This window comes from Cognataquiflexum nitidum, assembly GCF_022538055.1.
GTDB classification, from domain to species: domain Bacteria; phylum Bacteroidota; class Bacteroidia; order Cytophagales; family Cyclobacteriaceae; genus Cognataquiflexum; species Cognataquiflexum nitidum.
Map to the genome: position 1 here is coordinate 81,497 of NZ_JAKZAM010000011.1, position 15,019 is coordinate 96,515.

General features: G+C 40.2%; 13 protein-coding genes. 12 read left to right on the top strand and 1 reads right to left on the bottom strand.

Annotation, left to right across the window (positions count from 1 at the left end; all coding sequences use genetic code 11):
• Window positions 1–115: 115 nt before the first annotated feature.
• From MMU07_RS09460 to MMU07_RS09515, 12 genes are all read left to right on the top strand, one after another.
• Window positions 116–2,749, top strand: a complete 2,634-nt coding sequence (locus MMU07_RS09460) for an SLBB domain-containing protein (protein ID WP_336246185.1) — start codon at window positions 116–118, stop codon at window positions 2,747–2,749.
• A gap of 5 nt (window positions 2,750–2,754) precedes the next feature.
• Window positions 2,755–3,822, top strand: coding sequence for a Wzz/FepE/Etk N-terminal domain-containing protein (locus MMU07_RS09465; protein ID WP_241125624.1), 1,068 nt, complete (start codon window positions 2,755–2,757; stop codon window positions 3,820–3,822).
• Between the two features lie 19 nt (window positions 3,823–3,841).
• Window positions 3,842–5,152: an oligosaccharide flippase family protein gene (locus MMU07_RS09470; protein ID WP_241125625.1), complete on the top strand. Its 1,311-nt coding sequence runs from the start codon at window positions 3,842–3,844 to the stop codon at window positions 5,150–5,152.
• Window positions 5,153–5,300: 148 nt separating this feature from the next.
• A complete protein-coding gene (locus MMU07_RS09475) occupies window positions 5,301–6,071 on the top strand; it encodes a class I SAM-dependent methyltransferase (protein ID WP_241125688.1) in 771 nt (256 codons plus the stop codon).
• A complete protein-coding gene (locus tag MMU07_RS09480; protein ID WP_241125626.1) occupies window positions 6,064–7,014 on the top strand; it encodes a glycosyltransferase family 2 protein in 951 nt (316 codons plus the stop codon). The genes MMU07_RS09475 and MMU07_RS09480 overlap by 8 nt, the downstream gene beginning before the upstream one ends.
• Window positions 7,007–7,795: a 2OG-Fe(II) oxygenase gene (locus tag MMU07_RS09485; RefSeq protein WP_241125627.1), complete on the top strand. Its 789-nt coding sequence runs from the start codon at window positions 7,007–7,009 to the stop codon at window positions 7,793–7,795. Before MMU07_RS09480 ends, MMU07_RS09485 begins: the two co-directional genes overlap by 8 nt.
• Window positions 7,796–8,204: 409 nt before the next feature.
• Window positions 8,205–9,533, top strand: coding sequence for an O-antigen ligase family protein (locus MMU07_RS09490; protein WP_241125628.1), 1,329 nt, complete (start codon window positions 8,205–8,207; stop codon window positions 9,531–9,533).
• Window positions 9,526–10,656: a glycosyltransferase family 4 protein gene (locus MMU07_RS09495; protein WP_241125629.1), complete on the top strand. Its 1,131-nt coding sequence runs from the start codon at window positions 9,526–9,528 to the stop codon at window positions 10,654–10,656. Before MMU07_RS09490 ends, MMU07_RS09495 begins: the two co-directional genes overlap by 8 nt.
• The gene (locus MMU07_RS09500) at window positions 10,649–11,353 is read left to right on the top strand and encodes an acyltransferase (RefSeq protein ID WP_241125630.1); all 705 of its coding nucleotides are present in this window, start codon (window positions 10,649–10,651) and stop codon (window positions 11,351–11,353) included. Before MMU07_RS09495 ends, MMU07_RS09500 begins: the two co-directional genes overlap by 8 nt.
• A complete protein-coding gene (locus MMU07_RS09505; RefSeq protein WP_241125631.1) occupies window positions 11,354–12,112 on the top strand; it encodes a class I SAM-dependent methyltransferase in 759 nt (252 codons plus the stop codon). It abuts the gene before it with no gap.
• Window positions 12,112–13,275 (top strand): glycosyltransferase family 4 protein, encoded by a 1,164-nt coding sequence (locus tag MMU07_RS09510; protein WP_241125632.1) that lies wholly within the window; start codon window positions 12,112–12,114, stop codon window positions 13,273–13,275. Before MMU07_RS09505 ends, MMU07_RS09510 begins: the two co-directional genes overlap by 1 nt.
• On the top strand, window positions 13,268–14,419 hold the full coding sequence (locus MMU07_RS09515; RefSeq protein WP_241125633.1) for a DUF1972 domain-containing protein: 1,152 nt from the start codon (window positions 13,268–13,270) through the stop codon (window positions 14,417–14,419). Before MMU07_RS09510 ends, MMU07_RS09515 begins: the two co-directional genes overlap by 8 nt.
• On the opposite strand, the gene MMU07_RS09520 is transcribed toward MMU07_RS09515, so the two are convergent.
• Window positions 14,412–14,981: a 2'-5' RNA ligase family protein gene (locus MMU07_RS09520; RefSeq protein ID WP_241125634.1), complete on the bottom strand. Its 570-nt coding sequence runs from the start codon at window positions 14,979–14,981 to the stop codon at window positions 14,412–14,414. The two genes, MMU07_RS09515 and MMU07_RS09520, sit on opposite strands and share 8 nt — an antisense overlap.
• Window positions 14,982–15,019: the final 38 nt, after the last annotated feature.

The window sequence follows — 15,019 nt, forward strand, 5'->3', positions numbered from 1 at the left end:
TATTTCTTTACTGCATGGAATAGTTATCTTTACACAGATTTTCTCCCATTTTATAAAGAAAACACCCTGGGTTTATACGATATATTTAAACAAGTATGACCAAGTTGCCAATCAGATGACACACCAATACCTTATGTATTTTCAGCCCAAATTATTTCTAAAAAAAGCCTTAGGAATATTTTTCATTGCGATTGCTGTGCTTTGCTTCGATTCAAATGTCGCACAAGCCCAATCAATGGCTGACCTCAGCAGCATCAAAGTAGATGACCTTTCTGATGCTCAAATCCAGGAACTTATCCGCCGAGCCAATGAAGCCGGACTGACTGAGTTTGAGCTGATCCAAATGGCTAGGTTGAGGGGTGTTTCTGAAGTGGAACTGGAAAAACTGAGAGGAAGAATAGAAAAAATGGAGTTTTCGGGTTCTGCTGGAAGACCCGGGGCTACACCTTCCAAGAGAGAACCGAGAAGACAAAGTGACCTAAATGAAATAACAGAAGGTCTTTTCAAAGAACAGGATGACTTTGGCATATTCTTCGAAGAACCCTCCCCTTATTTTGGTGCAGACATCTTTTATAATAAAAAGAGGAGGTTGAGTTTTGAACCTAATCTCAATATCGCGACACCCAAAAATTATGTTCTTGGTCCGGGTGACCTGATTTATATTGATGTATATGGACAATCGGAAAAGTACTATGAAGCCACCATCAGTTCAGATGGCTTTATTCTTTTAGATAATGTAGGGCCTGTGGGGCTTTCAGGTAAAAGCATTGAAGATGCTGCCATCATTATCAGAAACAGGCTTTCCAATTTTTATACAGGAATGACCGGAAGCAATCCCAATACCTTCATGCAGGTAACCCTGGGGAATGTCAGGACGATTAAAGTTCATTTGGTAGGAGAACTGAGGCTGCCAGGCACGTTTACTTTGAGTGCCTTTTCTACGGTATTCAATGCACTGTATGCTGCGGGAGGGCCTAATGACAATGGGACTATGCGGCAGGTAAAAATAATCAGAGATGGAAAAATCGTTTCAACAGTCGATATTTATGATTTTTTGATCAACGGAAATGCAAACCTTAACTTCCAATTGAAGGATCAGGATGTGGTAATGGTCGATCCCTTTTTATCCAGAGTAAGTGTCTTGGGTGAGGTCAAAAGACCAAAAATCTTTGAGGTGAAAGAAGGTGAAACTTTTGCAGACCTTTTAAAATATGCAGGAGGATTTACCGACTTGGCTTTCAAAGACAGGATCAATGTCATCAGAATCACGGGTAAAGAAAAAGCAGTTTCGGACATTTTCAATGAACAATTTTCAATTTTTACTGTCAAAGGTGGTGATGAATACACAGTTGGCAAAGTATTGAACAGGTTTACAAACAGGGTGCAAATCAAAGGCGCGGTTTTCAGAGAGGGTAACTTCTCCCTTACAGAAGGACTGACCCTTTCTCAATTAATTAAAAACGCAGATGGTATTCGAGGTGAAGCCTATATGGAGAGGGCAAGTATCCTGAGGACATACGATGACCTTACTACCGAAGTGATTTCAGTTAATTTAAGGGGTATTTTGGAAGGTTCCACTCCTGACATTCCCCTCCGGAGAGAAGATGTAGTCAGGATTTCAAGCATTTATGATCTTCAGGAAGAGTTTTATGTGCAAGTTACCGGAGAGGTTAAAAATCCCGGCACATACCCTTATTCAAAGCAAATGACAGCCGAAGACCTCATTATTTTGGCAGGAGGACTGAGAGAATCTGCAAACATAGATGACATCGAAATCGCCCGGAGATCTGCCACGGAAGATTCGGGGACTTTTTCCGAATTGGTCCCCATCAAAATAAGCATAGGTCTCGATATTCAAGAAAACCCTGTTATCCTTAAGCCTTTTGACAATGTCGTGGTCAGGAGAAAGCCGAATTTTACACTCAACAAACAGGTGCAGATAGAAGGACAGGTGAATTCTCCTGGTATATTTTCAGTACAGACTGCAGAAGAAAGGATCTCAGATGTGATCAAAAGAGCAGGTGGATTGACTCCTTATGCCTATACAAAAGGCGCTACCTTGATCCGAAGGACGGAGTTTTTTGATACAGAATCTGAGCAACTCAGAAGACAGCGAAACCTACAAGACCTACAGCAAAAGCTACAGCAGGATCCCAATAATACAGAAGCACAGGAATTGTTGTTGCAGAGGTTGTTTCTAGAGATCGGGAATGTTGATCTAGGAACTTCCGAGGGAGCGATTGCAGCCCAATCCAAAAGGGAAGCCATCACCGGGATCTCTGAAAACAAGGCAGATTTAGCTCCTATCAGGATCCGGCAGACGGAGGCCGTGGCCATTGATTTGGAAGAAATCCTTAAGAATCCTGGCTCCGATAAAGACCTTATCCTTGAAGAGGGTGATGTGATATCCATACCAAGGCAGCTGCAGACTGTCAGGCTGAGAGGAGACGTAGTCTATCCTGCGACCGTAAGGTTTGAAAAGGAAAGAGGGACAAAATTCTATATCAACAGGGCAGGAGGATTTGATATTCGTGCCAATAGGAAAAGAACCTATGTGGTCTATGCCAACGGAGAAGTGGCAAGGACCAAGAGCTTTTTGGGACTCAGGTCCTATCCGGCTGTCGCTCCGGGAGCAGAAGTGATCGTACCTACCAAAGGACCCAGACTTCCTGTCAGACCCGGCGAGATAGTGGGAATAGCAACCGCACTTGCAACACTTGCATTAGTACTCACCCAAATCAATCCATGATAAATATGAACAGGCCACAACATATTTTGGATGATAAGATTACCCTGAAAGAAGTCATCCTCAACTTACGTGGTTGGATATCCTTCTTTCTTGGTCAGTGGAAAACTTTTATTTTGGCAGCAATACTTGGGATTGTATTTGGTGCTTTGGTGTCTATATTTAAAAAGCCGGTTTACCATGCAGAGACCACCTTCGTTTTGGAAGAATCGGACATGGGCGGAATGGGACAGGTCTCAGGATTGGCTTCACTGCTTGGAATCAATTTGGGTTCGATGAGCGGTCCTTCTGGAATTTTCCAAGGGGAAAATATCATGGAACTCTACAAATCTGACAACATGTTGGGCAAAACCCTACTGAGTCCGTTTGACAGCAAAACCCTACTTATCGACAGGTTTATTGAATTCAATAAGCTTGACAAAAAATGGAAAAGTAAAGTGGATTTGGGAAGTCTCAATTTCTCCATTCCTAGGGAAAATTTTTCGGTGACCCAAGATTCCGTGGTCAAAGAAATATCAAAGCTGATAAGGGAAAAACATCTGGTTGTGGAAAAACCCAATCGGAAATTGAGCATCATATATGTCACCATCAATTCCAAGGATGAGCAATTTGCGAAGGTATTCAATGAATCCATGGTCGAAAGGGTCAATAATTTTTACTTCGAAACGAAAACCAAAAAAACTGCTGAAAATCTTGATATTCTCCAGATACAGGCAGACAGTGTCAGGGCAGTGTTGGATGAAAACCTTATGGAATATGCAAACATGGCTGACAGGATCCCCTTTCCAAATGCACTCGTCCAAAGTGCTACAGTGGATAGCCGAAGAAAGCAAGTGGACATACAGGCTGCATCGGCAGTTTTTGCCGAGATAACCAAAAACCTGGAAATCGCCAAAGTCAACCACCGCAACAATTCGCCTCTGATACAGATCATAGATTCGCCGCGTTATCCGCTGAAAAGTACAAGGATCAAACTATTGAAAGGAACAGTTTTCGGTGCGGTTCTCATGATCTTGGTGGCTATGATTCTATTGTACTTTAGACAATTATACCGCCTTCATGTAGAAGGAAGTTGAATTTTTATCATGTCCCGATATGATAGAAAAAATCACTTCCCATACTTTCATAGGCCTATTTAAGAGCAAATCGATTCAGAATTTTATTTTTTTGATCACCATTCAGGCTTCCAATATTGTAATTACACTGATTTCGATGCCTTTATTGATACAGTCCATTGGTGTAGACGGGTTTGGATTGGTCAATCTTTCACTTTCGGTAATAATCCTTGCCAATATTCTGGTAGGTTTTGGGTATAACCTTAGCGGTCCTAGGGAAGTGGCGTTGCACCAAAGTGACAAAGAGACCCTTTCCCATATTGTCTCCAATATCGTTTTTAGCAAAGTCCTGATGGCAATGTTGGCCACTTTGGGGATCGTGTTTGCGGTGTTTGGACTTAATATGTTCAAAGAGTATCAGTGGATATTACTCTTTTCTGTCTTGCTTTTGTTTTCTGAGGCCACGCTTCCGCTATGGTTTTTTCAGGGAATGGAAAAAATGAAATTGATTTCTATCGCCAACGTTTTGAGCAAGTTGCTATACCTGATGGGTATCGTGTTGTTTATTAATAAGCCTGATTCAGCCAAATGGGTAAATTTCATCATGGGAGCCTCAGGTTTGGCGATCAATATCTTACTCCTACTATATATCCATTTTATGCTGGAAGTTAGGTTTTACAAGCCAAAGTTTGTACAGTTGTTCGCTTCCCTCAAGGACAATGGTCTTCTTTTTTTGTCCAATATTGCTACCCATATTTCAGTGCATGGGGGATTGATTATTTTAAGTTTCTTTTCGGTCGCAGAAGTATTGGGGATGTTCAGCTTGGCAGAAAGGATATCGATGGTCCTGCGGATGTTCCCCTCAATGGTGATTCATTCTATTTATCCCAATGCAACGAAATTATTAAAAGAAGATTTATCTGGCTTCAAAATTTATATAAAGAAAGTAAGTTTTTGGTCTTTGGTCATCAGTTTGATGATTTCCCTGGTCATCTTTGCATTTGCCCCGTTTATCATTCAATTACTTTCCAAAGCAGAATTGGCGGATTCGGTAGCATATTTAAGAATCCTGGCTTTTACTCCTTTTTTGGCTTCTCTGAACATTATGAATGTTGTAATTTTTCTTGCCAAAGGCCAAAATAAGCTTTTCTTTAAATCATCGTGGATGATGGTAATCTTTATGCTGTCAGTTTCGATATTCCTTACCAACCAATATGAAGCGATTGGCCTTTGCTTTGCTCTCTTGTTAACAGAGATTGTAGTTTTCTTGATTTGCTGTTCCTTAAACTGGGTTTATAATAAAAATTTGGTCTTAATTATCTTCAAAAAAAATGTTAAAAATGCTGGGTGAAAGAAAGAAGATTTGTTGCGGATGTGGAAATGATAAAGACAATTCAATTTTTCTTGCCCATGAGAAGATGCTGGGAATGGGTGGAGCATTCGAATACCTAAATTGTGCCGCTTGCAAGTCCATTCAGATTGTTGATATCCCCGATCATATGGATGTGTATTATCCTGAAAACTACTACGCTTTCGGAAATCTGATTAAAAGTAAAGGTTTAAGGAATCAGTTTAAAAAAATCAGAAAAACTTTGTTTGATTGGAAACTATGGTTTTTCAGTTATCCTGAATACTATAATTGGCTGAGCCCACTCAAAATTTCTAAAGACGCTGCAATTGCAGACATTGGGTGTGGAAACGGTCAGTTGTTATATGAATTGAGTTGTACAGGCTACACAAATCTTCATGGATTTGATCCATACCTAAAAAAAGAAACGTCAACAAAAGGCCTAAAACTTCAAAGAAAAGGCCTATATGAAGTGTCGGGTCAATTCAACCTGATCATGCTTAACCACTCCTTTGAGCACATGGTAAATCCTTTGGAATCAATGAAAAAGCTCTCCGAGCTCCTAAAACCCAAGGGACAGCTATTGATCAGGGTTCCAGTCACTGATGCTGAGGTTTGGGAAAAGGAAGGTATAAATTGGTTTCAACTTGATGCTCCCCGGCATTTTTTTATCCCTAGTCAACTTTCGATGAGAATTTTGGGTGAAAAAGTAGGGCTGAAATTAAACTTGGTTGTTTTTGATAGCAATGAGAATCAATTTGTTATTACAAATCTCTATAAAGATGGAAAAAACATGAAAGAGTATAATTCAACAAATCTGATTAATCAAAAATTTATAAAGAATTGGAAACAAAAAGCAGATATTCTTAACGAAACTGGAAAAGGAGATCAAGCTTGCTTTTATTTTAAAAATAATGGATAAACACCTCGAAAGAATAACCAGTTTAAAACCCTCAGTCGCAATCATTATTATAAACTGGAATAATTATGCAGATAGTAAATTGTGCTTGAATTCTTTAAAAAAATGTGTTTATAAAAATTTTAAAGTTGTTGTCGTGGACAATAACTCCGAAGATGGGTCAGGCCAAAAACTCAAAGAGGAATTTGGAGATTTTGCAATATTTCTTTTTAATAGAAAAAATCTTGGCTTTTCCGGTGGAAATAACGTGGGAATTAAATTTGCCTTGGAGAATGGATTTGAATATGTAATGGAGTTAAATAACGATACTGAGGTCGAGCAAGACTTTTTGGATAAGCTTATAGATTCAATTAATGACAGTCAGGAATTTGGTGCTGCCCAACCTTTGATTTATTATAATGGGATAAAACGAAATATTATATGGAATGCAGGAGGCACATTAATAAATTCATTAGGGATTTCACTTACACGAAAAGAAGGCAAAACAAATAAGGGAAATTTAAAAGGAGAGGAAACTGATTGGATTACAGGATGTGCTTTTTTGATAAAATCCGATGTTCTTAAAAAAACCGGACTACTAAAAGAATTTTTTTTCTTTGGGTCTTTTGAGGATGTGGACCTTTCAGTTAGAATTAAGGAACAAGGTTATAAATTATGGTTTGAACCATCCTCGGTGATTTACCATTCTGTTGGGAATTCTTCCAAATCCAAAGAAAAAGGAAAAGAAGGTTATCTCAATCCCCAAGTTCATTATCTGGTACAACGAAACCAAATTATCTTTATAAAACAACACACAAATTTATTTTTTATACCTTTGGCACTTGCTTTTCAATTTGTAAAAATAATTGGCTTTTCAGCTTATTTCTTAATTAGAAGAAGGCCTTTAAAATTGGAATTGGCTTGGAAGGGATTTCTAGATGGTTTATTTAAACAATATCATGATTAACTTTGCAGAGATTGAAAATAGGGTAATGGAATTCAGAAATTCACTCCCATTTCCCCATATGGTTATAGATGGGTTTGTTGAAAAAAAACTTGCTGATAGCCTAACAGATGAATTTCCTAATATAGGAGACAGTAGTCTCTACAATTATTCTAATCCTTTGGAAAAAAAATCTGCTTTGAATGATTGGAATAAGTTTCCTCCAAATACATATAAATTATTTGAATTTCTTTGTTCAGATTTTTTTGTTTCCTATTTAAGTAAAACTTTAGGTATAAAGCTTTATCCTGATTTTGGACTACATGGTGGCGGATGGCATATGCATCCCGATGGAGGAAAATTAAACCCTCATCTTGATTATAATATCCACCCAAAACTTGGGCTTCAAAGACGTATAAATTTAATAATTTATTTATCAAAAGATTGGTTACCGGAATTTGGAGGTCATTTTGGACTTTGGAGTAATAATCCCCTCACTAATAAGCCTGAAAAATTAGAAAAAGAGGTAGAAATTAAATTCAATAGGGCTGTTTTATTTGACACCACATACAAATCATGGCATGGCCTCAGTAGACAAGTGAACACTGGTGGTAAAAACATAAGAAAATCCTTGGCGGTTTATTATTTATGCGATCCACCTGAAGGTGCTGAAATTAGGGAAAGGGCACTGTATGCAGCTACAGAGGATCAAAAAGACAATCCTGAGATTGAGGATTTGATACAAAAGAGGGCGCATAGCTTGTTTTACAAAGACCACTACATTTCAAAAAGCAACGAGAAATGATCCAAATTCACTGTTGAGAAGGTAGAAAATTCAAAGATGGTGTTTGTTAGTTAAATTGGAAAGAAGTAATTTGGATAGCAATAAAGGTGTCTGTATTTAGCAATGGGATTAATCTGTAAAATATGAAACCCATTGTGATCTTTAAGTTTGATAATTGATCCTCACTATCAATTTTGTGGATTTCTAGATGTTTTAATTTCCTAATTTTAATTTAGCCGGATGAATTAATGTTGACATAAGGGAATTACAAAAAGTAATTTTTTCAATTTATTATAAAAAGAAAATTCCCCAAGAAATTGACTTTTAAAAAGTATTGTTATTTTGACCTTAATTAGATTGTAATTCATTGATCGCTCAGATACTCTTTGTTTTAGCCCTGCTTGGTTATGCACCTCTCCTCTACTATACCTTGAAGGCAATAATCTTCAAAGTGAAATGGGAATATATGGTATTTTTTTTGGCCGCATACCTACCCTTCCATACTACCTTTTTAAGTATTGTACTTCAGTCAACCGAATCGACTTTTCCTGTAAAATTTTTCCAATTGGCCAAAGACCTGATAGTCCTTCTCTCGGTTTTGGTTTTCGTGTTGTCCCAGAGGAGAATTTTTGAATATCCATTCCGCTTGCATATTGTGGATTGGCTGGTTTTGTACTTCACCGGATTGGCATTCTTATTTCTGTTTTTACCATTGGGAGATACCACATTTGTCAACAAAGCCCTTTATTTTAAAAACCTCCTCATACCTGCCTTGGTCTATTTTGTGGGGAGGAACACAAATTTTGATGATTTGGAAGTAAGAAGGCTTTTTCAGGTAATTTTTGTGGTTGCGATTTCTGCCTTTGCAGTCAACCTTATGGAAAGCCTGATTGACAGGCACCTACAAAACTTTACTGGATATCCCCTTTTTAATCAATTGGTAAATAATATGGAGCCTTCAGGCAATTTTGGATTGACTTGGACTTTTGAAACTCAAGCCGTAACCAAACGTCTAGCTTCCTTTTTTGCAGATCCCCTCGAACTCGCAAGTTCCGTTCTATTGGGTTTTGCAACCGGTTTGATCTGGTTTTTGACAACAAAAAGAGAAGCTTCCTTTCCTTACATTTTGGTCATGCTTTGTTCCATGGGGAGTTTGTTTTTTGCAAGTTCCAGGGCAGCTTTTGGGGCTTTCTTTATCATGATTTTTTTTATTGCGGTGATTTTTAAGCTCCATAAGTTGATACTTTTCGGTTTTGGTTTGGCAATGACTTTTGTGATTTTCGTGGTTTTCTTTGCTTCTGAGGATTTCTTTTATTTTGTAGTAGATACACTTACATTCCAAAATGCTTCTAGTGTCGGCCATGTGGTGGAATGGTTGGTTGCACTTGAATCCATGATAGAGAGCCCTTTTGGTATTGGCCTTGCCATGAGTGGCAACTCTGGAAGCGTCACAGACGAAGCAAGAGTCGGTGGTGAAAACCAGTTTCTGATTTATGGTGTCCAATTGGGGTTTTTGGGAATGATATTCTACATCATGTTGCTAGGATTTTCCATAAGTCGGTCCGTCAGGGTTTTTAGACTTACCGATAATGTAATGTCAGCAAGGATAGCCTTTTCAGGAGCTGCTGTGAAAACAGGGCTTTTATTACCTTTATTTACTGCAAATGCAGAAATGTATTTATATGTAAGTTGGATTTCTTGGTGGATGGTGGGATACACCATGAATGAATATTCTAAAATCCGACACAATCATGTCTAAGCCCAAGGTTTTGATCGATGTATATTACCTCTATGTGGCGCAGACTGGCATCAGAACCTACATGGTGACGCTTTGCGAGGAGATTTTCAAAAACCCCAAAAGTGACTTTGAATACGTAATCAGCCCGGATTTTCAGAAAGTGAAGCAAAATCATTGCTTTCGGGGAAAAACCGCCAAATGGAAAAACATCCTGTTTCAACTTCTTTATTTCCTCAGAAAGCAATTTACTCTTCCTTTTCTCTCCTATTATCACAAGGCTGATCTGGTATTTAGCCCTGACATATTAAGTCCAATCTGGTCTAGGGGAAAAAAAGTCTCCGTGCTCCATGACACTTTCTTTTGGGACAATCCTGACCATTACCAGAGACTTTGGTTGAAATACTACCTTTATTTTTTGGAAAAAGGATTAAGGAAAAATGGGGAAATCATTACGATAACCCAATTTTCCAAAACGAGATTACAGGAATTGCCTGCTTTTAAATCTATTCCCATCCGAGTAGTGTATCCTGCCTCAGGGCTATCGGGGGGGACAGTCGCTTCTAAAGAAAATTCGGTCATTTCTTCTAGGTATTTGCTTCATGTGGGAGTGTTGGAGAAAAGGAAAAACCTCGGTATGCTGATCACCGCATTTGATAAACTCGTAAGGATGAAGGGCTATGAAGACCTCCGTTTGATTTTGGTAGGACAAAGAGGCCCACGAGAAACTTTGGATGATTATGATTATTTGACCGCATTGGTGGCTTCTTTGGGATTGACAGATAGAGTCGATTTTACCGGATACGTGGCGCAGGAAAAGCTGGCAAACTACTTCCAAAATGCCTTGGGGTATGTTTTCCCATCGGCTAACGAAGGTTTTGGACTGCCTGTTTTGGAGGCTTTTTCTTTTGGCTTGCCCGTTATCATTTCCAAGCAGGGGGCATTGATGGAAGTTGCGGGAGGTGCTGCTTTGGTTTTGGAGAAAAATGATTCGGAAGCACTTTTTCAGTCCATGAAGCTTTTGGTGGATGATATTGAGCTCAGAAAGGAATTGGGCGAAAAAGGGAGAATCAGGTTGAAGGAATTTTCCACGGAGAAGTTTTTCCTATCTTTGGAGCAAGCATTTAAAGAAATTCTGAATGGGTAATTTCCTCGGCAAAACCATCTCCAAACTCGCAGGCATTGACCTCAGCGACCGCTTTGGAGCGGAATGGGACTCGTTTTCCACTTTGGGGGTGATGGTTAGAATGGGGATTTGGATGGTCAGGGGGATGTTGGTAAGGTGGAGGTTTGGAGCAGCTAAAGGGCTGTTTTTGATCGGAAAAGACGTCACCATCAGACAAGCGTCTTATATCATTGCGGGCAAAAATTTCATCGCCCAAGACCATTGCGAGATCAATGGCCTTTCCCAAAAAGGTTTGGTTTTTGGAGACAAGGTCACCATTGGGAGTTACGCCATCATCAGACCGACCAACCTCTATGGAGGAGAAGCCGGAGTCGGCCTGAAAGTCGGAAACAACAGCAGCATCGGGCCTTATGCCTATATCGGCTGCTCGGGATACATCGAGATTGGAGACAATGTCATGATGTCTCCACGGGTCAGCATCTATTCGGAAAACCATAATTTTTCTGAAACAACAATGCCCATGATCGAGCAGGGAGTGACCCGCTCTTTCGTCAAAATTGAAGATGATTGTTGGTTAGCTGCCAACTCAGTAATCCTAGCGGGAGTGACAGTGGGAAAAGGTTCAGTTGTCGCAGCCGGAAGCATCGTCACCAAGGATGTGCCTCCCTACAGCATCGTGGCCGGAAATCCCGCCAAGATCATCAAAAGCAGAAAGTAAATGAAGACCAACACCGTAGAAACCTGGAAAAAATTCGGAAAGGAGGACCCTTACTATGGGGTACTTTCTGATCCAAAATACAAGTCTGACAAAATCACAGATAATGGTTTGTCTGAATTTTTTGCTACCGGGGAGACCTATGTCTCTGAGACATTGCATAGAATCAAACGGCTTTATGACTCTGATTTGTCCAAAGCGGCTATCCTTGATTTCGGTTGTGGAGTAGGGCGTTTGGCGATACCTTTTTCTTTTGTTACAAAAAACAGGACCGTAGGCATTGACGTTTCTCCGGAGATTCTTGAAAAGGCAAAAGCCCACGCCATCGAAATGAGAGCGGAAAATGTGGAATTCCTACTTTCTGAAGGCAAGACTTTACCTAATACGGGCAAGTTTGATTTTATCAATTCCTATATCGTCTTACAACACATCGAGACCGAGATCGGGATGGCGATCTTCCAACAACTGTTGGACAGGCTTGAAATCGGGGGTATCATGCAGATTCAGGCAACCTATGGTAATAATTGGCCGAAAATCAAGTATTATCATTATTACCTGAGGGCGCATTATGCCCTGTACAACTTTGTCTATTCCAGTCTTAAAAACAGGAAACTGGAAGCCGAGCCCATGATGCAGATGAACCCCTATGACCCTCAGGTATTGTTCCGACTTTTTTCAAAATATTCCAATTCCATCCATGTGGAATTGACTGACCACACCGGGTTTTTGGGAGCTTCCTACATGTTCAAAAGGGAATTTTGATGGCAGAAAACCATTCTCCCACCGAAAAAAATATTCTTATGCTCCATGGTTCATCGGACCTATACGGCGCAAGCAAGATTTTTCTGGAATCTGTCCGTGCACTGAAGCATGCAGGATTTGGAGTTCTGGTTGTCCTTTCAGAAGATGGTCCATTGGTTGAGGAATTAAAAAAATTGAATGCAGAGGTCCATATCCACAAACTGGGAATTTTGCGTAGAAAATATTTTAACCCTTCCGGATTGTTAAACCGGTTCAAAACAATCCTGAGGGCCAAGGCTTTCTTGGAGAAATTGATGTCTGAAGAACGCATCACGCACATTTATTCCAATACCTCTGCCGTTTTGGTTGGTGCTTTTTTGGCTCGCAAAAAAGGGGTTAAACACATTTGGCACCTCCATGAGATTTTGCTTTCTCCGGGATGGTTTGTCTGGATGATGGGAAAAATCATCAACATGAATTCGGATAAAGTGGTCCTGGTTTCTCTGGCTGTTTGGGACAATTGGAAGGGAAAAGTCGAAGAATCCAAGCTCGTCTTGGTGCACAACGGTATTGATTACAAACCATATGTGGAATGTAAAACCGGTATCAAGACCGAGATTCCGGGAAGCGGAGAAAAGGTTTTGATCGGAATGATCGGAAGGATCAATCACTGGAAAGGGCAGGGCTATTTTTTGGACATTGCCCAAAGTTTGGTTCAAATTCATGAAAACGTCCATTTTGTAATTGTGGGTGACGCCTACCCAGGGACAGAACATTTGATAACCGAAATGGAAGAAAAAATCAAAAACTCAGGTTTGCAGACCCATGTCAGCTATCTGGGTTTCCGCAGAGATATCCCAGAAATCCTTCAGGCATTGGATATTTTTGTATTGCCCTCCATTCTACCAGATCCGTTTCCCACAGTAATCTTGGAGGCGATGGCTTCAGGGAAGCCTGTTGTGGCTACAGCCCACGGAGGGGCAAAGGAAATGATTTTGGAAGGAGAAACTGGATTCTTGATCTCTTGGGACAATGCCGGTTCAGCCGCAACATCTATTTCTGCTTTGGTCAAGAATGAGGTATTAAGAAAAGGCATGGGTGAAAAAGGAAGATCAAGGGTATTGGAGAAATTTTCCCCTGAGGCTTTTCAGAGAAATTTTATCAGACTTTTTGAAAATGGCTAAAGAAAACAAAACGCTGAAGGTATGTATTTTGGGAGCCAAGGGATATCCCTATGTCTATGGAGGCTATGATACCATGGTCAAGGAATTGGGGGAGCGGCTGCAAAAAAGAGGTGTCGATGTCAGGGTGTATTGTCACCGTTCCCTCTTCAAAGAGAAGCCTGCCGTAGTAAATGGGATCAGGCTGATCTATATGCCTGCAGTAGAAACCAAAAGCCTGACGCAGTTGACACATTCCTTTTTTTCGATGATCCACGCCTGCTTTTCGGATGTGGATGTGATTTTTGTGGTCAACAGTGCCAATGGCCCATTTGGATTTATTTCCAGAATCTTCCGAAAACCGACTGCCATCAATGTCGATGGACTTGAATGGCTTCGCCCAAAATGGAAAGGTTTTGGATCGAAATATTTCTTTTGGGCATCCAGGATGGCTACGAGGTTTTATGATCAAATCATCAATGATTCAGACGAAATGAGAAGAATCTACCTGGAGCTTTTCAATACAGAATCCAAAGTCATTGCCTATGGTGCCAATCCTTCATTTAATTCTGATCCGGCCAAACTCCAAAAATGGAACCTGATAAAGGAAGGCTATTACCTGATAGTGGGGAGGCTGGTTCCTGACAACAATGCCGACCTGATTATTGGAGGATTTATCCAATCTGACTGCAATAGGAAATTGGTTATAGTCGGCGATGTTCCTTTTCAGGACGCCTATGCCGAGGGACTCAAATCCATGCAGGATGAAAGGCTTTTGTTTACCGGATATGTCACTGACCCGGAAGAGTTAAAGGCACTTTACCACAATTGCTACGCCTATTTTCACGGGCATGAGTATGGAGGCACTAACCCCGCAATGTTGAAGGCTTTGGGTTATGGCTGTGCAATATTGGCTTTGGACACCGCTTTCAATCAGGAGATGCTCCAAAACGGCAAGCACGGTTGGTATTTTTCCAAAAACCCTGAATCAGTTGCCACCCTGATTTCCAAAGCCGAAATAAGCCCTGATGACCTTGATTGTCTCCGGATTACCGCGCGGGAAGGCCTGACCCAAAAGTACAATTGGGACCATGTTACTGATCAATATCTGGAAGTTTTTGAGGAATTGAAGAAAAGGAGCAAGAGCGGAAAGAAAAACCTTAAGTAGTAGAACTGTCTGTACCGTTTAGATGAAACTTGCTCAATACCACCCATCTTCCTTCTAATCTTTTGAGCAGGGCAATGTCTTTGACTTCCTGTTTGGCATCGAATTTTTGTTTTTTGATAAAATCCCAATAGGTATCAAATTGTGTTGCTTTCAGGTCCTTGAAAGCCAAAGTCATGTGGGGATGATAGGCCCTATCGCTGAGTTCCTCTACTAGTTTGAGGTCTGTTTTGCAAAATTTGGAAAGCATGAGCTGAAGAGAAAACAGCGCCGGTTCTTCTTTTGTCTTGATAAAAATAACCCTTCTTCCAAAACGATCAAATCCGGAATATTTCAGGTCAAAAGCTTTGACCTTGTCAAAAAAGCTTTTTAGTAATCCATTTAACCTATCTTCTTTGGCTTCATTCCAGTTGAATGGCATCTTTAGTGTGATATGTGCAGGGGATTTGAGGGCATACTTAAGGTTGAAATTTTCTTTCAGCTTCAGTTTCAATTCCGTTGCGTTTTGTTGGATTTCGCCTTCGGGTACGATTGCTATGAAATATTTACCTATAGATTTTGCCATTTAACACAAATATAAATCATTTAGAAAAGGAGGATCAG